Here is a 21,883-nt window from a genome sequence, read left to right on the forward strand (position 1 = left end):
GCCGTCCGACCGTCGACGAAAGGTGCGAGGCTCGACCCATGGTCACGCGGAACATGGCGACTGCGAAGGTCGACGTCGACGAGAACCTCGTCCGATCGCTGCTGGCCGATCAGCATCCCGACCTCGCCGACCTGCCCATCCACGTTCTGGCCAACGGGTGGGACAACGTCATGTTCCGGTTGGGCGACGAGTTGACCGTCCGGTTGCCGCGCCGGGAGATGTCGGCATGCCTGGTCGAGCACGAACAAGCCGTGTTGCCGGGCCTCGCCGAGGTGCTGCCGATCCCGATTCCGGCACCGGTTCGCTTCGGTCGGCCCGCTCTCGGTTACCCGTCGTCGTGGAGCGTCAATCCGTGGATCCCGGGCACGTTCGCCGCCACCACACCACTGGCCGATCCGACCCGTGAGGCACGACGCCTCGGCGAGTTCCTCGCAGCGCTCCACGTGACGGCCCCGACCGATGCTCCGCCGAACCCTCACCGCGGTCACTTCGTCGGTGACAACACCGTCCGCAACCTCGATCGGGCGTCCCGGATCGACGACGGAGATCGGATCCTCGAGCGGTGGCACGAACTCGTCGACGTCGAGCCGTGGCCGCACGCTCCGACGTGGATCCATGGAGACCTCCACGGGGCGAACGTCCTCGTCGACGCCGGGGAGATCAGCGGCGTCATCGACTTCGGCGACGTGTGCGCCGGCGACCCTGCGACCGACCTCTCCGTCGCGTGGTCGATGTTCGACGTCGACGATCGTGACGTGTTCCGAGCCGCAGCCGGCACGGGCGCGCACGAGATCGACGACGCAACCTGGCAGCGCGCCGAAGCGTGGGCTCTGCACTTCGCCCTCGTGTACACCCTGCACTCCGCCGACGACCCGACGATGCGTGCGATCGGCGAACGTCTGCGGACCGTGCTGCTCGCGTGACCTGATCGCGTGTGAGCCGCTCCCGGACCTCTCGGGATGCCTTCGAGCGCGTTCCCCGTCGAACCACCCCGACGGCCGCGGGGCATCGAGCCTGCGGGGGTCGGTACCGTGACGTGCATGACGATCACCGAGTCCTCCGCTGCTGACGTCGTGCGCGAGCGATGCAACGAGGTGTGGGACGACATTGTTCCCGTTCTGCACGACTACATCGCGATCCCGAACGTGTCGGTCGACTTCGATGCCGACTGGCGTGAGCACGGCTTCATGCAGCAGGCCGTCGACCTGATCTCGGGCTGGTGTCGAGACCGTCCGATCGACGGGCTCACCGTCGAGGTCGTCGACCTGCCCGAGCGCACGCCGGTGATCCTGATGGAGATCCCCGCGTCCGGCGACGCCGGATCCGACGCCGACACGGTCCTGCTCTACGGCCATCTCGACAAGCAACCCGAGATGGAGGGGTGGCGCGACGGCCTCGGGCCGTGGACTCCGGTGCTGGAAGGCGACCGGCTCTACGGCCGTGGCGGTGCCGACGACGGCTACTCGGCGTTCGCGAGTCTCACGGCCATCGAGGCCGCCCAGGCCGCCGGTCTGTCGCACGCACGCTGCGTCGTGCTGATCGAGGCCAGCGAGGAATCCGGCTCGATCGACCTGCCGGCGTACGTCGACCACCTCGCCGACCGGATCGGATCGCCGAGCCTCGTCGTGTGTCTCGATTCGGGTTGCATCGACTACGACCGGATGTGGGTCACGACGTCGCTGCGCGGGATGGTCGCCGGCGTGCTCAGCATCGACATCGTGCGCGACGGCCTGCACTCGGGTGACGCGTCGGGCATGGTGCCGTCGACGTTCCGCATCGCACGACAGTTGCTCGACCGGGTCGAGGATTCGAGCACCGGCGAGACGTTGCTCCCCGAATTGATCGTCGACATCCCGTCGGGTCGCCTCGCCGAGGCGGAGGCGACCGCCGCGGAGATCGGGGCGATCGCGGACCACTACCCGTTCGTCGACGGCGCCGGGCCGAGCACCGACGACCCGGCCGAACAGTTGCTCGCCCGCACCTGGCGAGCCACCCTCAGCGTCGTCGGTGCCGACGGCCTCCCGCCGACCGAGCGGGCCGGCAACGTGTTGCGTCCGTCGACGTCGCTCAAGCTGTCGTTCCGTCTGCCTCCCACCGCCGACCCGCTCGCCGCCCGCGAGGCGATCACCGCGGCCCTCGAAGCCGACCCGCCGTACGGTGCGCGGGTGTCGTTCCACGACGTCGACGCCGCTCCGGGCTGGAACGCCCCGGCCACCGCGCCGTGGCTCGCAACGGCACTCGACGATGCGTCCACGTCGGCGTTCGGCTCGGCGGCGCGCACGTTCGGTGAAGGCGGGTCGATCCCGTTCATGGGGATGCTCGGCGAGAAGTTCCCCGACGCCCAGTTCGTGGTGACCGGTGTCCTCGGCCCCGACGCCAACGCCCACGGCCCCAACGAGTACCTCCACGTGCCCACGGGTCGACGCCTCACCATGGCGGTCGCGCACATCCTCGACGCCCACGCACGTCGCTGAGTTCTTCGTCCGGTTCGGAACCGGCCGGATCGGGTCTGACCTGACGGGTGGTGTGGCAGGGGTCTGACCCACTCCACACCATCTTCCGGCCGACGGGTGCCCGCGATCTGGCACGTCGTCCGGATCATCGGGTCCGGCCGGATCGGGTCCGACCCACTCCGGCCGTCTCTGCGCTCCCGGGGGATCGCTCGATGCGAGACGCGACGGGGACGGACGAGCGCCACCCGTCGTTAGGGTCGACGACATGACCGACACCCGCACCAGCCGTCAGATCAACCTCGTCGCCCGCCCGAACGGAGCGCCGGTCGAGTCCGACTTCGAGGTGGTCGAGGTGGACGTGGCCGCTCCGTCGGACGGCGAAGTGGTCGTCGCCAACCGCTTCATGTCGGTCGACCCGTACATGCGCGGACGGATGAACGACGTCAAGTCGTACGTGGCGCCGTTCCAACTCGGCGAGGTGCTCGCCGGCGGAGCGGTCGGAGAAGTGATCGAGTCGAACTCGCCAGACGTGGCCGTCGGCGACCTGGTGACCCACGGACTCGGATGGCGCGAGATCGCTGTCGTGCCGGCCGACGAGACGCAGCCGGCCACCGCGGTCGAGGGTGTGCCGTTGTCCGCCAACCTCGGGGTGCTCGGCATGCCCGGTCTGACCGCCTACGCCGGACTGCTCGAGGTCGCCTCGTTCGTCGAAGGTGATGCGGTCTTCGTGTCGGGCGCGGCAGGCGCCGTCGGTTCGGTGGTCGGTCAGATCGCCAAGCTGAAGGGCGCATCACGCGTGATCGGCTCGGCCGGTTCCGACGAGAAGGTGTCGTTCCTCACCGATCTGCTCGGCTTCGATGCTGCGTTCAACTACAAGTCCGGCCCGGTCAGCAAGCAGCTGCTCGCAGCTGCGCCCGACGGCATCGACGTGTACTTCGACAACGTCGGCGGTGACCACCTGCAGGCAGCGCTCCACGCGTTGAAGCCGAACGGTCGCGTCGCGATGTGTGGTGCGATCTCGGTCTACAACAACACCGAGCCGGCGCCGGGCCCGAACAACCTGACGCTCGCGATCGGCAAGCAGTTGACCTTGAAGGGGTTCCTCGTCGGTGCCCATGCATCGCTGCGCGAGCAGTTCGTCACCGAGGTCGGTGGGTGGCTGGCTGACGGGTCGCTGCGCAACGACGAGACCATCGTCGAGGGGATCGACAACGCTCCCTCCGCGTTCATCGGCCTGCTCGCCGGAGCCAACACCGGCAAGATGGTCGTCGCGATCTGACGAGTCGGATCGTGCTGGGGTCCGTCGCAGCGTCGCAGCGTCGCAGCGTCGCAACGTCGCATCCCGCCCCCGCTCGTCGCTCGGCGTGACGTCAGTCCGTGCGGCGGGCGACGAAGACCGGAATGACCCGGTCGGTCTTCTCCGCGTACTCGTTGTACGTGGGGAAGACCTCGGCGGCGCGATCCCACCAGACCTGACGCTCGTCGCCGGTGACGATCTCGGTCGTGTAGTCGTGCGGCTCGGGCCCGTCCTGGATCTCGACGAGCGGCTCGGCCACGAGGTTGTGGTACCAGCCGGGGTTGGCCGGCGCGCCGCCCATCGAGGCGACGAGTGCGTACTCGCCATCGTGCTCGACACGCATCAGCGCGAACTTGCGCAGCTTGCCCGTGCTGGCCCCCATCGACGTGATGACGATGATCGGGATCCCCGTGTCCCGCAGCGTGTTCGCCTCGGTCCCGTTCGAGGCCTCGTAGGTCTCGACCTGTTCGCGGACCCAGTCCAGCTTCGACGGTTCGTACTCTCCGGTGAGGGGCATGCGTCGATCGTACGACTGCGGGCGTCCCGCAGCCACCGTGACGTCGACCCGGACCTCAAGCGAACCGTCGTCGCTTTCCACACGATCCCCGCCTCCTCCCCGGATCCGAACCCGATGACGTGAGGATCGCCCCGGTCTGGGGCGGGGTGTCGCTCACGTCGAGGTGGGTGGGGTGGCGGACGTGAGGATCGTCCCAATCTGGCACGGGGTCTTGCTCACGTCGGCGGTGGAGGGGTACGACCGGGTTGTGTTCGTCGAGCCCTTCATGCCCGCCATGTGCTGTGTGGCACCGGAGATGCCCGCTGCGATGTACACGTTCGGCACGACGACTTCCGAGTGCCGGCTCGCGAAAAAGCGCAAGCCGGCTGCCGATACACCCTGCTCGGCTCGCCTGTCGGCAGGCTGGCTTGCGCTTCGGCTTCATCGATGCCCGGAACTCATGAGTGCTCGTCCGGAGCGCGGATCCGACTCGCCGCCGGAGGAGACCGACGTCGCCCGATCTCAACGTCGACCGAGACCATCACGATCCCGCAGGTCCAGGATGCGCTCGCCACGACGTCCCGGTGCCATGTTGGGGGGATGAGCGATGAGGATCTGTGCACGTACGTCGTCGACGAGGGCGTCGCGGTGCTGACGTTCAACCGTCCGGACTCGATGAACGGGATGACCGGCAACATGGAGGTCGCCTACTTCGAGCGGCTGCGTCAGGCCGAGGTCGATGCCGACGTTCGGGCGATCGTCGTGACGGGTGCCGGTCGCGCCTTCTGCCCGGGAGCCGACCTGGCCCACCGACCGGGCCCCGACGACGAGCCGCTCCCGAACGCATCCATTCCGCGCACCACGCCACTGGAGATCACCAAGCCGATGATCGCGGCGATCAACGGCGCGTGCGCCGGCGTCGGATTCGCCTATGCGCTGCAGTGCGACCTGCGCTTCGCCGCTGCAGGTGCGAAGTTCACCACCGCCTTCGCACGCCGCGGTCTGATCGCCGAGTACGGGATGGCATGGCTGCTCCAGGCGATCGCCGGACGTCAGGTCGCACTCGACCTGCTGCTGTCGGCCCGTGTCGTCCTGGCCGAGGAGGCACACGACCTGGGGCTGGTGTCGCGCGTCGTGGATCCCGGCGAGTTGACGGACGTCGTCATGGCGTACGCGCGCGATCTCGCTGCGAACGCATCGCCGGCATCGATGGCGACCATCAAGTTCCAGGTCAACACCGAACCGTCGATGAACGCCGCAGAGGCCCTCCACCACGCCGAAGCGCTGATGCGCGAATCGCTGGCGGGAACCGACGTGTCGGAGGGGATCGCAAGTTTCCTCGAGAAGCGGCAGGTCACGTTCCCGTCGTTGGGCACGGGCACCCGTTTCGCGTGGATGTCTCCGCTCGACGAGGCCGACGGACACCCGACCCACTGACCAGACCACGATCCCACGACGACCATCGGTATCTTCCGAGCGCCGACCCACCACAGGAGCCCATCATGAACACCTTCAATGCACTCGTCGTCCGTGAAGCCGAAGCAGGCAACCCGAAGTCCGCGGCGGCGTCGATCGAGCAACTGACCGATGCCGACCTCCCGGTCTACGACGGTGAGGAGACCGTGGTCGTCGACATCGACTACTCGTCGCTGAACTACAAGGACGGCATGGCCCTCACCGGCAAGGGCCGGATCATCCGCTCGTTCCCGATGGTGCCGGGCATCGACTTCGCCGGCACCGTCGTGTCGTCGGAGTCCGACCGCTTCGCCGAGGGCGACGGTGTGATCCTCACCGGTTGGGCGGTGGGCGAGCGCTTCTGGGGTGGCTACAGCCAGCGTCAGCGGGTGAAGGCCGACTGGCTCGTCGCACGACCCGTCGGGCTCACCAGTGAGCAGGCGATGGGCATCGGCACCGCCGGGCTCACGTCGATGCTGTGCGTGCTCGGCCTCGAGGCGGGCGGCGTGACACCCGACGACGGGCCGGTCGTGGTCACCGGTGCGGCAGGCGGCGTGGGCAGCGTGGCGATCGCGATCCTCGCGAAGCTCGGCTACGAGGTCACCGCCGTGACGGGACGCCCCGAGGAGCACGACTACCTCCGGTCGCTCGGTGCGTCGGTGTTCCTCACCCGTGCGGAGATGTCCGAGGACCCCAAGCCGCTGGAGACCGAGACGTGGGCGGGCGCCGTCGACGCGGTCGGCTCGACGATGCTCGCCAAGATCATCGCGCAGACGAAGTACCAGGGCGTGGTGACGGCATGTGGGCTCGCCGGCGGTGTCGACCTGCCGAGCAGCGTGATGCCGTTCATCCTGCGTGGCGTGCGTCTGCAGGGCATCGACTCGGTGATGGCGCCGACCGCCGACCGCGAAGCGGCATGGGCCCGACTCGCCACCGACCTCCCAGGCGACATGCTCGCGACGATGACCGAGATCGTCCCGATGAGCAGCCTCCCCGAACAGGGCGACGCGATCATGGCCGGCCAGACGAGAGGCCGCATCGTCGTCGACCCCAACGCCTGACGCCGTGTGGATGTCCGTCGGGGGCGAAGAGGATCGGGGTGGCCCGAGAACTACTGTCGTCCACATGCCACGGATCGTCGGAACCTCCCCCCGAAACGGACGCCGCGTCGCCGGAGTGATGATCGTCGGGCTCAGCATGCTCGTGTCGTGCAGTTCGTCGGACGGCGAGGACGGTGCCGAGAGCAGCACCGGCGACGGTGACCTGTGCGCGGGTTTCGAAGCCCTCGGCCCGGCGTCGGAGTCGATCCAGACCCAGATCGCCGGCATCGACGTCGGTGAGGGCGTCGCCGCTGACGGCACCGTGGACGAGGCGGGTGCCGAGGCCGCCGAGGAGGCCGCTGAGGAGTTCGAGACGATCGTCGATGAGGCGATCGGAGCCTACGACGACCTCGTCGAACGGGCCGACGGGGAACTGGCCGACGATCTCACGGTGATCGCCGACTCGTCGGAGGAGTTGCTGGACGGGATCACCCAGTTGCTCCGCGACGTCGAGCCGGGGATGACGCAGCTCCAGCTCAGCGAGGATCTGCTCGAAGTCGTCTCCGACATCGACCCGGAACTCGAGGGAGCGACCGAGCGCGTGGCCGCGTTCTCCCTCGACGAGTGCGGCGTCGACTTCGCCGAACTCTGACGTCGGTCCTCGACACCGACCAGTCCGGACCCGACGCACGGAGACCACACGGTGTCGGACACCGTTCGGTTCACGCCGTTCGGTTCACGCCGTTCGGTTCAGCGGGGGAGGTAGGCGGGCCGGGCGGCCTCGAAGGCGTCGATGGCGTCGGCTTTGCCCATCGTGATGCCGATGTCGTCCAAGCCGTTCAGGAAACGGTGCTGGACGTCGGACTGCATCGGGAATGCGATGTCGATGTCGGCCGCCGGCACCTCGACCTTCAACCGCTCGACGTCGACCACGATCGACGTCTGCGGGTCGGCCTCGATGGCGGCCCAGATCGCTTCGACCGTCGCCTCGTCGAGAACGACCGGGACGAGGCCGTTCTTGGTGCAGTTGTTCTTGAAGATGTCCGAGAAGCTCGGAGCGATCACGGCGTCGAACCCGTACTGCTGGATGGCCCACACGGCGTGTTCACGCGACGACCCCACGCCGAAGGCCGGCCCGGCCACGAGGATGTTCGCCCCCGCGTACCGCTCGTCGTTCAGGACGAAGTCCTGCTCGTCGCGCCATGCCGAGAACAGGCCCTTCTCGAATCCGGTCCGCTCGACCTGCTTGAGCCACACCGCCGGGATGATCTGGTCGGTGTCGACGTCGGAGCGCTTCAGCGGCACGCCGGTTCCGTTGATGACGTGAACGGCTTTCACTTGGACACCTCCGTGTCGTTCTGTGCAGTGAGGTCGGCGGGCGTGCAGAACGTGCCCTTGACCGCGGTGGCCGCAGCGACGGCGGGGGAGACGAGGTGGGTGCGACCGCCCGGACCCTGACGGCCCTCGAAGTTGCGGTTGCTCGTCGACGCCGCCCGTTCCTTGGGCGCCAACTTGTCGGGGTTCATCGCCAAGCACATCGAACAACCCGGCTCGCGCCAGTCGGCGCCGGCCGCGATGAACACCTTGTCGAGCCCTTCCTCGATGGCCTGGTTCCGCACCCGGTGGCTGCCCGGAACGACCATCACGCGTGGCACGGTCACCGTGCGACCCTCCATCACCGCGGCTGCGGCACGGAGGTCCTCGATGCGGCTGTTCGTGCACGAACCGATGAACACGGTGTCGACGCTCACGTCACGCATCGACTGGCCGCCTTCGAGGCCCATGTAGTCGAGGGCGCGCTGCACGGTCTCACGGGTGGTCGGGTTGTCGAAGTCGCTCGGCGACGGGATCGGCGTGTCGATCGACGCGACCTGCCCGGGGTTGGTGCCCCACGTGACGTGCGGGGTGATGGCCGCTGCATCGAGCACGACCTCCTTGTCCCAGACGGCATCGTCGTCGGAGAAGAGCGCCTTCCAGTCGGCCACGGCGGCATCCCAGTCCGCCCCCTTCGGCGCCTGGTCGCGGCCTTGGAGGTAGTCGAACGTGGTCTGGTCGGGAGCGATCAGCCCGGCCTTGGCGCCGGCTTCGATCGACATGTTGCACACCGTCATGCGGCCTTCCATCGACAGCGACCGGATCGCAGAACCGCGGTACTCGATCACGTGGCCGAGGCCGCCACCCGTGCCGATCTCGCCGAGGATCGCCAGGATCACGTCCTTCGCGGTGACGCCCGGCTGCAACTCCCCGTCGACGGTGACCGACATCCACTTCGGTCGTTCCTGCGGCAGCGTCTGGGTGGCGAGCACGTGCTCGACCTCGCTGGTGCCGATGCCGAACGCGAGCGACCCGAACGCTCCGTGCGTCGCCGTGTGCGAGTCGCCACAGACGATGGTCATGCCGGGCATCGTGCGACCCTGCTCCGGGCCGATCACGTGGACGATGCCCTGGTCGGGATCGCCCATCGGGAAGTTGGTGATGCCGAACTCGGCGGTGTTCGCCCGCAGCGTGTCGACCTGCTTGCGTGACACCTCGTCCGCGATCGGCTGGTCGATGTTCTCGGTCGGGACGTTGTGGTCCTCGGTGGCGATGGTCAACTCCGGCCGCCGGACGGAGCGCCCGGACAGACGCAGCCCGTCGAAGGCCTGCGGGCTGGTGACCTCGTGCACGAGGTGCAGGTCGATGTAGATCAGATCCGGCTCACCATCGCCCGACTGGACGAGGTGGCGCTCCCACACCTTCTCCGGCAGTGTCTTCGACATCCTGGACTCTCCTTGCTTCGTCTCACATTCTGAGATACGATTCCCTGAATATGGACATCGTAACGGGTGTGGGCGTTCTGGACAAGGCGATGACGGTGTTGCAGTCGGTCGCCGACGGACCCCAGGCGCTCTCACAACTCCAGCAGTCGACAGGCTACCCGCGGGCCACGGTCCACCGTCTCGCCGCCGCGCTCGAATCGCACGGCATCCTGCGCCGTGACGTCGACGGCCGCTTCGAACTCGGACACGGACTCGTCGCTCTCGGATCCGCTGCGCAGGCGCGATTCCCGCTCGTCGAGCTCGCCCGCCCGATCCTCTCGGAACTGCGCGACCGGACCGGCGAGAGCGTGCAACTCTTCGTCCAGGAGGGCCGCCAGCGACGCTGCGTGCTGTCGCTCGAGACGCCGCACGGCCTGCGCTGGATCGTCCCGGAGGGCTCGGTGTTCCCCCTCGATGCGGGTTCGGCCGGTCGGGTGCTGTCGGCGAAGGGTGCCGCGACCGGCTGGATCGAGAGCGTCGGGGAACGTGAAGCAGGCGTGGCATCGGTCAGTGCTGCGGTCCGCGGCCCGGCCGGCGCGGTGGTTGCTGCGCTGTCCGTGAGCGGCCCGATCGAACGATTGAGCCGCCAACCCGGCGAGCGCTTCGGCGATGCCGTGGTCGCCGCCGCCGACGAACTGTTCGTGTCGCTCGGCGGCTGATCGCTCACGACGACGTCACCACCCGAGTGGTGTGGAGTGGGTCAGACCCCTGCCACACCAGGGTGTGGAGTGGGTCAGACCCACTCCACACCCGCGAATGCCGACCGACCCGGTCCGAGTGGTAGCAAGGCTCGATGAGGATCGGGATCAACGCCACCGCCCAACTCGGCCGAGCCGACATCGACGGGTTCGTCGAACACGCGCGCACGGCGGAGACCGACGGGTTCACGAGCTACTGGATGGCCGAGCATCCCGTCGGCGGATTCGACGCCCTCACGATGCTCACCGTGATCGGCCGCTCCGTGGAACGGATCGAGCTGGGCACGGCGATCATCCCCACCTACCCGCGCCACCCCGTCGCGCTCGCTGGCCAGGCGCTCACCGTCCAGGCCGCGATCCGGGGCCGCCTGTCGCTCGGGATCGGCATGTCGCACCAGGTGATGATGGACGACCTCGGCCTGCGCGACGACAAGCCGATCCGTCACCTCCGCGAGTACCTCGAGGCACTGATGCCGCTGATCCAGACCGGTCACGTCGATGTCACGGGCGAGACGATCCGAGCGAAGGCCGACGCGATCTACCCGGTCGTCGAGCCGCCCGAGGTGACCGTTGCCGCACTCGGTCCGCAGGCGCTGCGGGTGGCGGGGCGCATGTCGGCGGGGACGAATCTCGCCTGGGTCGGGCCGAACACGATCCGCGATCACATCGTGCCGACGATCACCGATGCCGCCGACGCCGCCGATCGACCGGCACCGCGCATCATCGCGACGCTGCCGATCTGCGTGACCGACGATCCGGCAGCGGTACGTCGGGTGCTGACGGCGAACACCACGATGTACGCCCAACTCCCCTCGTACCGGGCGATGCTCGAGCGCGAGGGCGTGTCGGACACAGGTGACCTCGCGATGGTCGGCTCCGAGGACGAGGTCGAGGAGCGAGTCGCCGCGCTCGCCACGGCCGGAGTCACCGACTACGGCGCGTCGGAGTTCGGCTTGAACTCCGATGACCGAGCACGCACCCGGGCACTCCTGCGCCGACTGGCGACGACGTCGAACTGAGCGACGCCGGAGTGCGAGAAGGAGATCAGCCGCCGGCGTTGGCGATCGCAACCATCGGGTTGCGGTTCTCGTCGTCGGGATCCGAGAGCGCATCGTGGAACGACGTCAGTGCGACGGCGCGCTGGTCCTCGTCGAGGGTCTCGGAGTCCATGATGCGGGCGACCGACGGCTCGAGATCGCGGCGCTCGGTCACGATCGCGTGGGCGACCTGCTCGGTCTCGGACAGGTCCTCGATCTCACTGACTCCGTCATGCCAACGCGATGCTGCAACCTTCTTCTTGGCCATGTGATCCTGCTCCTGTCTGTGCCGGGTCGATCCCGGCGGTCGAATGTGACGGCGTCACGAGAGCAGTGCGTCAGCAGAGGTCCCCGGTCGGTCGGTGGTTCGCATTCTAGGCCACGCCGCCCGCTTCGACCTCAGGCGCTCCGCCGGGCGATGCGCCACATCGCAGAGGCGAGGGGCAACTGGAGCGGCAGTCTGACCCAGTTGACCAGGCGCGACGGGCCCGACGCCGTTCCGACCGAACGCGTCATGGTTCCGTCGACGGGCGTGACCTCGACGTCGTTCACGGCCATGTCGAGGTTCGCCGGGAACACGATCGCGAGGAGGGCGATCAGGCCGATCGCCGACCACCGACGCGTCCGGCGCGGGAGCAGGCCCACGCCGAGCACGACCTCGGCGGCACCACTCACGTAGTTGGCGAGCGGTGCGTCGGGGAACCAGTCGGGCACGATCGCCTCGAACACATCGGGTCGTGCGAAGTGCAACGTGCCCGCCCCCGTGAAGAACGCGCTGGCCAGGAGGGTGGTCGGTTCGATCGGGATCGGACGAGGCATCGGCCACGAGTCTTGCGTACGGTGATGTGATGAGCGAAACGACCGGCGATTTCGACGACGCCACCGATGTCGATCGGGACGATCCGGTTCTCGAGCCCGTCGAACTCCTTCCCTCGGACTGGCGCGAGCGGGTGCGCGCCCTGGCCGAGGAGAAGGACGCGGTGATCCTGGCCCACAACTACCAGTTGCCCGAGATCCAGGACATCGCACACCACACCGGTGACTCGCTCGGACTGTCGCGTGTCGCTGCCGAGGTGGATGCGTCCACGATCATCTTCTGTGGCGTCCACTTCATGGCGGAGTCGGCGAAGATCCTCAGCCCCGACAAGACCGTGCTGATCCCCGACGCTCGTGCGGGATGCTCGCTCGCCGAGACGATCAACGCCGACCAGATGCGGTCGTGGAAGGCGCAGCACCCGGGCGCCGTCGTGGTCAGCTACGTCAACACGACGGCTGCGGTGAAGGCCGAGACCGACATCTGCTGTACGTCGTCGAACGCCGTCGACGTCGTCAACTCGATTCCCGCCGACACCGAGGTGCTGTTCGCCCCCGACCAGTTCCTCGGCGCCCACGTGCAGCGCGAGACCGGGCGGGAGAACATGCACATCTGGATGGGGGAGTGCCACGTCCACGCCGGTATCAATGGCGCCGACCTGAAGGACAAGGTCGAGTCGAACCCCGACGCCGAATTGTTCGTCCACCCCGAATGCGGGTGCGCGACCAGCGCGTTGTACCTGGTCGGAGCGGGCGTGGTGCCCCAGGAGCGCACCTGGATCCTGTCGACGGGTGGGATGATCCGAGCCGCCGGCGAGACCACGGCGTCCACCGTGTTGGTGGCGACGGAGACCGGGATGATCCACCAGTTGCAGAAGGCGGCGCCGAACGTGAAGTTCGAGCCGGTCAACCGGGCGGCCGTGTGCAAGTACATGAAGATGATCACCCCGGCGAAGCTGCTGCGCTCGCTGCAGACCGGGACCGACGAGGTCACGCTCGAACGCGACATCGCCGACGCCGCACGTCAGTCGCTGGAACGCATGAACGCCATCGGCACCACTGCCCCCACCGCCAACTGACGTCGAGAAGGATCCGGGCATGGCGATCGCGTCACGACTGAAGGCCCCGAGCGCCACCTGGGAGCGCGATGTCGACGTCGTGATCCTCGGGTCGGGCGCCGCCGGATTGTCCGCTGCGCTCGCGGCGCGTCCGGTGCGCAGCGTGCTGGTGGTCACGAAGGACGTGCTCGAGGCGGGCTCGACCCAGTGGGCGCAGGGCGGGCTGGCCGGCGTACTCGATCCGGCCGACTCCACCGAGAACCACGTGCAGGACACGCTCGCCGCCGGAGCCGGCCTGTGCGACGAGGACGTGGTGCGCGACCTCGTCGAGGAGGCCCCGAAGTCGATCCGCTACCTGATGCGGTTGGGTGCGGCGTTCGACCCCGACCACCTTCGCGAACCGCGTCCCGGTTTCGATCTCGACATCGCACTCACCCGCGAGGGCGGGCACAGCCACGACCGGATCGTGCACTCCGGTGGTGACCGGTCGGGTGCCGAAGTGCAGCGCACGCTCGACGAGTCGGCGATCGGCGCCGGCGTCGACGTGATGAACCACACGTTCGCACTCGACCTCGTGATGGGCGTCGGTGAGAACGGTGTGCGCCAGGTGGCCGGGGTACGGGTCGCTCGGACCGACGCACACGGCGCGGTCACCTCGGTCGGCACGATCACGGCTCGCGCCGTGGTGATCGCGTGCGGTGGGTACGGGCAGGTGTTCGCGTCCACGTCGAACCCGGCAGCGGTGACCGGCGACGGGATCGCGATGGCGCTGCGGGCCGGATTGGCGGTGCGCGATGCCGAGTTCGTCCAGTTCCATCCCACCGTGATGTGGCGCGGGCCCGAGGCTCGCGGCCAGCAGGCGCTCGTGTCCGAAGCGGTACGCGGCGAGGGTGCGCTCCTGTTCGACGCAGCGGGGGAGCGGATCATGCAGGGCGTCCACCCGCAGGAGGACCTCGCGCCGCGCGACGTGGTGTCGGCGGCGATCAGCGCTCGCATGGCCGAGGCTCCCGGCGGCGTCGACGACCACGTGTACCTCGACGCCACCCACATGGGCGACCGGTTCGCCGAACGGTTCCCGACCATCTTCGCCGCCTGTCAGGAGATCGGGTTGGACCCCGCGGTCGATCGCATCCCCGTGGCTCCGGCCGCCCACTACAGCTGTGGCGGGATCACGGCGGGCCTCGACGGCACCACCGGTCTCGCCGGGCTGTTCGCCGTCGGCGAGGTCACGTCCACCGGCGTCCACGGAGCCAATCGGCTCGCGTCGAACAGCCTGACCGAGTCGATCGTCGCCGGGACGCGGCTCGGACGCGACCTCGCATGGGAACTTCCGTCCCGTGCCCGCGTCGAACCCGACCACGACGATCCGACTGCGCACGACCTGTTCGACCCCACCCGGCTGCGTGAGGTGCGGGCGCTGATGTCCCGACATACCGGGGTGGTCCGCAACGAGTCGCAACTCGCGATGGCGATGGGGGCACTCGGTGCGCTCGCTCGGTCGGCGTCGCCCGACGTCGCCGCGAATCGGGCATCGTGGGAGGCGACGAACTTGTTGACGATGGCGTCGGCCATCGTGTCCGCCGCGCTGGCGCGGACCGAGAGTCGCGGGTGTCATCGACGCAGCGACCACCCCGACACCGACCCGACGTGGGTCCGCCACCTCGAGGTCGTGCTCGACGCCGTCGGCTCGATCGACATCCGCCCCGAACCCCCCGACCCGGCCTGACCAGTCCGGACGCGCCGACGGATCGGACGGGGTGTGGAGTGGGTCAGACCCCTGCCACACCATCGGATGGGGTGTGGAGTGGGTCAGACCCCTGCCACACCTGCCGTCATAGGGTCGGGGGCATGTTCGTGTTCCATCCCTTGTCGACCGAGATCCGAGACCAGCTGCTGCGAGCCGGGCTCGACCCCGACGCTGTGGCGAGCTTCGTCCGGATGGCGGTCCAGGAGGACCTGATGGGCGGAATCGACGTGACCTCCACGGCGACCATCCCCGCCGATCACCGCAGCGTCGCCACCTTCGGCGCTCGGGAGGAGGGCATCGTCGCCGGGCTCCCCGTGCTGGCTGCGGTGATCGACACGGTCTGCGGGCCCCACGCCAGCGATCTCGAGTACCTCGTGGACGACGCGTCGCGGGTCTTTCCCGGTGTGGACGTCGCACGGGTCACCGCACCGACGCGGTTGTTGCTGACCGCCGAGCGGACCGCACTCAACCTGCTCTGCCACCTCTCGGGGGTCGCGACCCTCACCCGGCGATGGGCCGACGCTCTCGACGGCACCGCCGCGACGGTGCGCGACACGCGCAAGACGATGCCCGGGATGCGGGCGCTCCAGAAGTACGCGGTGCGCTGCGGTGGGGGAGCGAACCACCGGATGGGGTTGTCCGACATGGCGCTGGTGAAGGACAACCACGTTGCCGCAGCGGGTGGCGTGACCGAGGCCTACTCGCTGGTGCGCGGACTCGAAGCGACCATTCCCGTGGAGATCGAGGTCGACACGCTCGATGGCCTGCGTGAGGCGGTCACGGCGGGTGCCGACGAGGTCCTGATCGACAACTTCTCCCCCGACATGATGCGGCAGGCCGTGCAGATCCGTGACCAGATGAACCCGTCGGTGCGACTCGAGGCGAGCGGCGGCCTCACTCTCGCGACGGCGCGAGCGGTCGCCGAGACGGGCGTCGACCTGATCGCCGTCGGCGAACTCACGCACTCCGCCCGGGTGCTCGACCTGGGACTCGACCTCCGAGAGGCCGTGTAGCGGGTGCGTCCCCGGACGCACTCCTGCCGACGCACCGCCGCCTGACGACTCCCCGGTCGGTCAGTACTTGCCGGCCAGTTCGACCACGAAGATCATGTCGGTGTCGGCGGGCAGGCCGGCCTCGGGGCTGCCCGCTTCACCGAAGCCGTCCTCGGGCGGGATCGTGATGGCGCGCTGCCCGCCGACCTTCATGCCTTCCATGCCTTCGAGCAGGCCCGGCAGCAGGTTCTCGCCGTAGGGCACCTGGAGCGGATCGGTGCCCCAGTTCGTCTCGATCACCTCGCCGGTGTCACCGACGAAGTTGACGTAGCGGATGACTGCGGTGTCGCCCACTTCCAACGTGTCGCCGTCACCGTCCACGAGGTCCTCGAAGACGGTGTCGTCGACGCCCGGTGCCGGAGACAGGTCGACACCCGGCTCGGTCGGAGCGTCGGCCGGGTCGCCGGCCTTGATCACCGCTCGCACGTCGATCACGAAGGACAGGTTCTCGTTCGCGCAGATGACCTCGCTGCGCTGCGTCTCGCCGTACGCCTGCTCGGACGGGATGTCGAGTTGCACCCGTTCACCGGTCTGGGAACCGACGAGACCGTCGTCCCAGCCCTGGATGACCGAACCCTGGCCGAGGACGACGGGGAAGGGTTCACCCCGGTCGTAGCTGTTGTCGAAGGGGAGGCCGTCGCTCGAACGCACGCCGGTGTAGTCGACGATCACCGTGTCGCCCGACTCGGCTTCTTCGCCCGTGCCCTCGACGAGAACGGTGCGCACCAACTCGGTCGGCGCCTCGGCGGGGATCTCGACCTCGGGCTTGTCGACCGCGACCTCGTCTGCCTCGCTGGTCACCGGGTCGGTGCCGTCGGTCTCGGGCTCGCTGGTCACCGGGTCGGTGCCGTCGGTCTCGGCGTCGTCGGCTTCGCCGGTCTCGGGCTCGCTGGTCTCCGGATCGGTGCCGTCGGTCTCGGGGTCGCTGGTCTCGGGCAGTTGAGTGTTGCCGGTCTCGGTCTCGTCCGGTTCGGTGGTCTCGGGGAACGCCTCGGGCACGGTGTCGGGCAGTTCGCCGCCGACGGGGACGCAGTAGTCGGGGGGCAGCGTGGTGGTCGTCGTCTCGGGAACGGCGCCCTCGGCGGGCGGGAGGCTGACCGGCGTGGAGGAGTCGTCGTCCCCACACGCAGCGAGCGTCAAGGCGATGAAGGCAGAGATGGCGAGTGTCCGGCGCATTGCGACGAAGCTATCGGTGGCGGGACGCGTGGCGGGGTCAGCCGTTGCGTTCGAGCCATTCGGCCTCGGCGCGACCGAGCTCGGTCGAGGGCGTGGCATCGACGAACGGCCAGAGTTCTTCGGCGATGCGCCGGTAGTTGCCCGTGGCGCCCAGGTCACCGAGCAGCGCGTACAGGCCGAGGTTGATCCGCTGGATGAACACGAACGCCCGCGGCACCGTGGCGTACTGGCTGATCGGACTCGAGCGGTCGAAGGTGTGGCGCACGACCGAGCTGGCGTACTCACCCGTCCAGGTCATCTCACGGTCCTCGCGAACGGTCTCGTAGAACAACGAGAAGTACTCGCCCACGGCCTCGGTGTCGGCAGGCGCGCCCGGCAGGAGCATCCCGGCCTCCTCGACGATCCGGCGGAACTCGACCTGGTCGAAGTCGACCACGGCGGCCTTCACCATCGAACCGAACATCGAGAGCTCGTCCGGTGTGAAGTGCTTGACGAGCCCGAAGTCGAGGAACGTGACGGTGCCGTCGTCGTGGAAGAGGTAGTTCCCCGGATGCGGATCACCGTTGAACGCCCCGAACCGGTACAGCGAGCGGAACACGAACCGGAAGATGATCTCTCCGACCCGGTCACGGGCTTCCTGGCCCCACTCCATCATCTCGGCCCAGCGGTGCCCGTCGGCGAGCTCCGTCGTGAGGATGCGCTTCGTCGAGTACCCCGCGACGACTTCGGGGATCCGCACGAACGGATGGCCGCGGAAGTAGTCGGCGAACAGCTGCTGGTTGGTCGCTTCGAGTTCGTAGTCGACCTCGTCGGCCAGGCGGATCTTGATCTCGTCGACCATCTCCGAGGGGTCGAGCCCGCCGAAACTCTGCTTGAGCAGCACGCCGAGCATGTCGGCGTTTCGCAGGTCGGACGCAATGGCCTCGCCGACTCCCGGGTACTGCACCTTGACCGCCACGGCCCGTTCTGCGCCGTCGTCGCCCCGGATGATCGCCCGATGGACCTGGCCGATCGAGGCGGCGGCGATCGGTTGGTCGTCGAACTCGACGAACAGTTCGTCGATCGGTGCTCCGAGTTCCGCTTCGACCGTGGATCGGGCGAGCGCCGTCGACATCGGTGGAGCGTCGGCCTGGAGTTGGGCGAGGGCGATCCGCATCGGCTCGGGGAGTCCGTCGTCGAGGTAGCTCGCCATCTGGCCGAGCTTCATCAGCGCACCCTTCATCTGCCCGAGTTCCTCGGCGACCTGCTCGGCGGTGCGGAACTCGCGCTCGCGGTCCAGTTCGTCACGGCGCTCCGCCGAGGCGAACGTCTTGCGCGCGGCGGTCGAGGCATAGGTGCCACCGACCTTCACGCCCATCCGGGCGAGGCGTGCGCTGCGACCCGCCCAGGACAGACCCATCCGGCCGCCCGCGTCGCGCCGGGCGAGCAGGACCGCTCCCGCAGCGACGGTTGCCGACAGGCCGCCGAGGACGAACGGCCATCGACGTCGTCGGCGCCGCCCGCGGAGGGGAATCCGCGTGACGTTCGACAGATCGCGTCCGAGACGGGGCGCGGTCATGTCCGTCGTTGCTCCACGGACGAGAGTGCGCGCAGCAACGCGGGCACGAACCGGTCGGCTCCTTCGACGACGGCCCCGTGGTCACCGTCGACGCGGTACACGTCGGCATCGGGGATCAGTTCGAACAGCATCGTCTGGCGTCGACGGCTGACCACCGGATCGCGGGTCGTGATCACGAGCGACACGGGCACGTCGACCTCGCCGATCCACGACGTCGAGTCGAACGTGCCGAGTGCGGCTCCGGCTTCGAGCAGCATCCGCCAGTCGTGGCTCGACGCCTCACGGATCGCCCACGGCTCCCACTCCTTGGACTTGCGTTGCAGGTACAGCTGGTCGGTCAGCCACACGCGGGCCTGCTCCGGAGTGATGCGGGCGATCGCGGCGAGGGCGCTGCCGCCCAGGAATCCGAGGCGCTCGGCACGTTCGACGTTGAAGATCGGTGCCGTTGCGCACAGCACGAGGCCGTTGATCCGCTCGGCGTGGCGACGCCAGATCAGCTGTGCGACGGGCCCACCCATCGAGTAGCCGACGGGGACGAACCGTTCGATGCCGAGTGCGTCGGCCACCGCCACGGCGTCGTCGGCGCAGTCCTCGAGTCGGAAGCGCTTCTTGGACCTGAGCCCCGAGCCGTGGCCCCGATGGTCGAATGCCACCACGCGGTGGTGCTCGGCGAGCGCCGAGTAGCAGCGGAACCAGTTGAGATCGGCGGTGGCCGTCCAGCCGTGCAGGAGCAGGATCGTGGTCTCTGCGTCGCGAGGTCCGAAGTCGCGGACGACGATCGTCCCGCGACCGGGCAGATCGACGAACCGCCCCGGCGGGAGATCGGGCGCCGGCACGTCGGCATCCGCTGCGGTCACGGCCACGGCTCCGAGGTGAGCGGCGCAGTGCGTCGGGTCGGACTCGGGAGCCGGGTCGCCCGCGGGGTGGTCGACGATCTCGGTCGTCATGTCGATCTCGGCGGCGGTGTCGACCCCGTTCAGACCGTCTCGACCTTCAGGACCTTCACCGTCAACTGGCCGTTCGGCGCGTCGTAGGTGATCGAGTCGCCTTCACGGGCGCCTTCGAGGGCGGCGCCGAGCGGCGAGGTGGCGCTGATGACGTCTGCGTTCTCGGCCACCTCCTCCATGTTGCCGATCAGGTAGCGCTCGGCCATGTCGTCGGAGTCGCCCTCGTAGACGATCGTGTACACCATCGAGGCGGCCACGATCTCGCTGTTCTCCAGCAGATGCTCGAGTTGACGGATGCGGCCTTCCATGTGGCCCTGCTCATCCTTCGCAGCGTGGTATCCGGCGTTCTCCTTGAGGTCGCCTTCTTCGCGTGCGACCTCGATCTTGTTGGCCACTTCGATGCGACCGCGGGTGGTGAGGTCGTCGAACTCGGCCTGCAACTTGTCGTAGGCGACCTGGGAGAGCTGCGGATTTGCCATGCCGGGGAGGCTAGCGACTACGGCGTCGGCCGATCAGCGATCGCCCGGCCATCCGTGCCGCCCGATCGTCGGGTGCCCGCGCCGAGGCGGGGTCGCGACGTAACCTCGCTGCGATGGGGGCCGGGTCCGATTTCGATGCGCCGGACGGCGCAGGGTCCTCGTCGTCATCGTCCGATCCGGGGGCGTCCGCCTCCGCCTGGTCTGCTCCGACGGCTTCGGCGATGTCGTTCGATCCGCGTCACGGCGCCGACGGTGTCGGTGATCGGTCGGAGGGTGTCGACGCTCCGTCGCCGTCGAAGGTGGATCGCCGGATCGTCGTCGCCGGGTTCGTGGCCGCCGCTCTCGCAGTGACGGGCCTCGTGGTGCTGGCGGGATCGAACGGCACCGGGGGCAACGTCAGTGCCGAACTCGCCCTGTCCTCGACGACGGAGCCGCTGGGCGTCGGCCTGCCGCCCCGGACCACCGTCCCCGTTCGACCGACCACGACGACCACCGCGACCAGGTCCGATGCCTCGACCGTCGCATCGACCACGGCGGCGCCGACGGCCGTCGCCGCGACCGTTCCCGCCACCACGGTGCCCACGATCGAGGAGCCGCCGGCGACAGCGCCGCCGCTCACGGAGGAACCGAGCGTCGTCGCCCGGCCCACTCCCGTCGATCCGCCGCCTCCCCCTCCCGACGCGCCTCCCGCGCCGTGGGCCGACAGCGTGTTCACGACCGCCGGAGGTCACGTCTCGACCGATGTCGGCTGCGCATGGGACACGTCGGCCGCAGGACTCGACGCGTTCTTCGCGGCGCGTGTCGGACCCGTGCTGGGCTGGGACTACCAGCACGTGTATTCCCTCGGTGGGAGCCGGTACCTGTGGCTGTTCCAGGACACGTTCATCGACCACTCCAACACCGCCGGCACGCTCGACAAGGCGAGTTTCGTCCACAACACCGCGATGATCCAGGACGGCAACTGCTTCCGGCTCCTGCACGGCGGCTCCACCGGCCGGCCCGAGCCGTTCGAACTCGGCACGGGCACCCGAACGCTGGCGACCTGGTTCTGGCCGATGGGCGGCGAACTGATCGACGGCCGACTGCACGTCTTCTGGGTCCGGATGCGCAAGGACGCCGTCGACCCGGTGCCGCCCGACGGCCTCGGATGGCATCCCGACGCCACGTTCGTCGGAACCTACGACCCGAACACGATGGCCCGGCTCGACTTCCGCATGGCCACCCAGCCGGGGGCGACGCCGATCTACGGGTACGCCGTGCAGTCGGACGCCGAGTTCACCTATCTCTTCGCCAACACCTTCGAGCAGAACCTGTCCCGTGAGGGCGGTTGGTCGAACGGGCCGCACAGCGGGACCAAGATGTGGCTCGGCCGTGTGCCTCGAGGCCGGATCTTCGATCAGCCGGAGTACTGGACCTCGAGGGGATGGAGGCAGGATCGTCGGGTCGCCGAGCCGTTCCTGCAGCGGCACTGGGCCGAGTTCCCGTTCCAACCCCGCCTGATCGACGGCCAGTGGGTCGCGACCACGGCGGTCAACGGCTACTGGGGCGACTCGTTCGAACTCGACGTGGCGACCGATCCGTGGGGGCCGTGGACGACCGCCGAGTCGCGCCCGCTCCAACCTCGTGGCGCCGATCCGAAGATGAACACGTATCACGCACACCTGATGCCGTGGCGTGACGCGCAGGGCAACCTCGTCGTCTCGGTGTCCAACAACGCACGCGACATGCTCCGCGACGCATGGCCCAACCCGGCGCGCTACCGCCCGACGCTGTCGACGT

20 protein-coding genes and 2 pseudogenes are annotated in these 21,883 nt (G+C 68.8%); 12 read left to right on the forward strand and 10 right to left on the reverse strand.

Annotated elements, in window-relative coordinates; genetic code table 11:
- Nucleotides 1–38 precede the first annotated feature (38 nt).
- From ABJK40_RS14660 to ABJK40_RS14670, 3 genes are all read left to right on the forward strand, one after another.
- A complete protein-coding gene (locus ABJK40_RS14660; protein ID WP_348479629.1) occupies nucleotides 39–923 on the forward strand; it encodes an aminoglycoside phosphotransferase family protein in 885 nt (294 codons plus the stop codon).
- Between the two features lie 117 nt (nucleotides 924–1,040).
- Nucleotides 1,041–2,474, forward strand: a complete 1,434-nt coding sequence (locus tag ABJK40_RS14665; RefSeq protein ID WP_348479630.1) for a M20/M25/M40 family metallo-hydrolase — start codon at nucleotides 1,041–1,043, stop codon at nucleotides 2,472–2,474.
- A gap of 244 nt (nucleotides 2,475–2,718) precedes the next feature.
- Complete coding sequence (locus ABJK40_RS14670; protein WP_348479631.1) at nucleotides 2,719–3,732, forward strand: NADP-dependent oxidoreductase; 1,014 nt, start codon at nucleotides 2,719–2,721, stop codon at nucleotides 3,730–3,732.
- 91 nt (nucleotides 3,733–3,823) lie between these two features.
- Here the strand turns inward: ABJK40_RS14670 and ABJK40_RS14675 are convergent, their stop codons facing one another.
- Together ABJK40_RS14675 and ABJK40_RS14680 are read right to left on the reverse strand one after the other, a co-directional pair.
- Nucleotides 3,824–4,267, reverse strand: coding sequence for a nitroreductase family deazaflavin-dependent oxidoreductase (locus tag ABJK40_RS14675; protein WP_348479632.1), 444 nt, complete (start codon nucleotides 4,265–4,267; stop codon nucleotides 3,824–3,826).
- A 255-nt stretch (nucleotides 4,268–4,522) separates the two neighbouring features.
- Nucleotides 4,523–4,600, reverse strand: a pseudogene (locus ABJK40_RS14680) (FAD-binding protein); the annotation flags it as partial.
- A 246-nt stretch (nucleotides 4,601–4,846) separates the two neighbouring features.
- On the opposite strand from ABJK40_RS14680, the gene ABJK40_RS14685 reads away from it, so the two are divergent.
- The 3 genes from ABJK40_RS14685 to ABJK40_RS14695 all read left to right on the forward strand — a co-directional run bounded on the left by ABJK40_RS14685 (nucleotide 4,847) and on the right by ABJK40_RS14695 (nucleotide 7,393).
- Nucleotides 4,847–5,683: an enoyl-CoA hydratase-related protein gene (locus tag ABJK40_RS14685; protein WP_348479633.1), complete on the forward strand. Its 837-nt coding sequence runs from the start codon at nucleotides 4,847–4,849 to the stop codon at nucleotides 5,681–5,683.
- A gap of 65 nt (nucleotides 5,684–5,748) precedes the next feature.
- Nucleotides 5,749–6,762: an MDR family oxidoreductase gene (locus tag ABJK40_RS14690; RefSeq protein WP_348479634.1), complete on the forward strand. Its 1,014-nt coding sequence runs from the start codon at nucleotides 5,749–5,751 to the stop codon at nucleotides 6,760–6,762.
- A gap of 64 nt (nucleotides 6,763–6,826) precedes the next feature.
- On the forward strand, nucleotides 6,827–7,393 hold the full coding sequence (locus ABJK40_RS14695; RefSeq protein WP_348479635.1) for a hypothetical protein: 567 nt from the start codon (nucleotides 6,827–6,829) through the stop codon (nucleotides 7,391–7,393).
- Nucleotides 7,394–7,491: 98 nt separating this feature from the next.
- Here the strand turns inward: ABJK40_RS14695 and leuD are convergent, their stop codons facing one another.
- A complete protein-coding gene (gene leuD / locus ABJK40_RS14700; protein WP_348479636.1) occupies nucleotides 7,492–8,079 on the reverse strand; it encodes a 3-isopropylmalate dehydratase small subunit in 588 nt (195 codons plus the stop codon).
- Nucleotides 8,076–9,500 carry a 3-isopropylmalate dehydratase large subunit gene (leuC, locus tag ABJK40_RS14705; RefSeq protein WP_348479637.1) on the reverse strand — a complete coding sequence of 475 codons (1,425 nt, stop codon included), beginning with the start codon at nucleotides 9,498–9,500 and terminating at the stop codon, nucleotides 8,076–8,078. The genes leuD and leuC overlap by 4 nt, the downstream gene beginning before the upstream one ends.
- Nucleotides 9,501–9,550: 50 nt before the next feature.
- Here leuC and ABJK40_RS14710 point away from each other — a divergent pair, with 50 nt between their 5' ends.
- Both ABJK40_RS14710 and ABJK40_RS14715 read left to right on the forward strand, forming a co-directional pair.
- On the forward strand, nucleotides 9,551–10,198 hold the full coding sequence (locus ABJK40_RS14710; RefSeq protein WP_348479638.1) for an IclR family transcriptional regulator: 648 nt from the start codon (nucleotides 9,551–9,553) through the stop codon (nucleotides 10,196–10,198).
- A gap of 134 nt (nucleotides 10,199–10,332) precedes the next feature.
- Nucleotides 10,333–11,256 (forward strand): TIGR03564 family F420-dependent LLM class oxidoreductase, encoded by a 924-nt coding sequence (locus tag ABJK40_RS14715; RefSeq protein WP_348479639.1) that lies wholly within the window; start codon nucleotides 10,333–10,335, stop codon nucleotides 11,254–11,256.
- A 25-nt stretch (nucleotides 11,257–11,281) separates the two neighbouring features.
- On the opposite strand, the gene ABJK40_RS14720 is transcribed toward ABJK40_RS14715, so the two are convergent.
- Entirely contained in the window at nucleotides 11,282–11,542 is a 261-nt protein-coding gene (locus ABJK40_RS14720) for a hypothetical protein (RefSeq protein WP_348479640.1), read from the reverse strand.
- 131 nt (nucleotides 11,543–11,673) lie between these two features.
- Entirely contained in the window at nucleotides 11,674–12,093 is a 420-nt protein-coding gene (locus ABJK40_RS14725; RefSeq protein WP_348479641.1) for a DoxX family protein, read from the reverse strand.
- Between the two features lie 29 nt (nucleotides 12,094–12,122).
- Here ABJK40_RS14725 and nadA point away from each other — a divergent pair, with 29 nt between their 5' ends.
- The 3 genes from nadA (at nucleotide 12,123) to nadC (ending at nucleotide 15,905) form a co-directional block, all read left to right on the forward strand.
- Nucleotides 12,123–13,166: a quinolinate synthase NadA gene (nadA, locus tag ABJK40_RS14730; RefSeq protein ID WP_348479642.1), complete on the forward strand. Its 1,044-nt coding sequence runs from the start codon at nucleotides 12,123–12,125 to the stop codon at nucleotides 13,164–13,166.
- Nucleotides 13,167–13,185: 19 nt separating this feature from the next.
- A complete protein-coding gene (locus ABJK40_RS14735) occupies nucleotides 13,186–14,871 on the forward strand; it encodes an L-aspartate oxidase (protein WP_348479643.1) in 1,686 nt (561 codons plus the stop codon).
- A gap of 122 nt (nucleotides 14,872–14,993) precedes the next feature.
- Nucleotides 14,994–15,905, forward strand: a complete 912-nt coding sequence (gene nadC, locus ABJK40_RS14740; protein WP_348479644.1) for a carboxylating nicotinate-nucleotide diphosphorylase — start codon at nucleotides 14,994–14,996, stop codon at nucleotides 15,903–15,905.
- A gap of 60 nt (nucleotides 15,906–15,965) precedes the next feature.
- Here the strand turns inward: nadC and ABJK40_RS14745 are convergent, their stop codons facing one another.
- From ABJK40_RS14745 to greA, 4 genes are read right to left on the reverse strand one after another with little or no spacing between them, the layout of a single operon-like run.
- Complete coding sequence (locus ABJK40_RS14745) at nucleotides 15,966–17,120, reverse strand: FKBP-type peptidyl-prolyl cis-trans isomerase (protein ID WP_348479645.1); 1,155 nt, start codon at nucleotides 17,118–17,120, stop codon at nucleotides 15,966–15,968.
- A 37-nt stretch (nucleotides 17,121–17,157) separates the two neighbouring features.
- A complete protein-coding gene (locus ABJK40_RS14750) occupies nucleotides 17,158–18,678 on the reverse strand; it encodes an AarF/ABC1/UbiB kinase family protein (protein ID WP_348479646.1) in 1,521 nt (506 codons plus the stop codon).
- A complete protein-coding gene (locus ABJK40_RS14755; protein ID WP_348479647.1) occupies nucleotides 18,675–19,625 on the reverse strand; it encodes an alpha/beta hydrolase in 951 nt (316 codons plus the stop codon). Before ABJK40_RS14755 ends, ABJK40_RS14750 begins: the two co-directional genes overlap by 4 nt.
- A gap of 29 nt (nucleotides 19,626–19,654) precedes the next feature.
- Entirely contained in the window at nucleotides 19,655–20,104 is a 450-nt protein-coding gene (greA, locus tag ABJK40_RS14760) for a transcription elongation factor GreA (protein WP_348479648.1), read from the reverse strand.
- A 221-nt stretch (nucleotides 20,105–20,325) separates the two neighbouring features.
- Between greA and ABJK40_RS14765 the strand changes: the two are divergent.
- Nucleotides 20,326–21,883: pseudogene (locus ABJK40_RS14765) on the forward strand (hypothetical protein); the annotation flags it as partial.

It is taken from the genome of Ilumatobacter sp., assembly GCF_039969435.1.
Classification (GTDB): domain Bacteria; phylum Actinomycetota; class Acidimicrobiia; order Acidimicrobiales; family Ilumatobacteraceae; genus Ilumatobacter_A.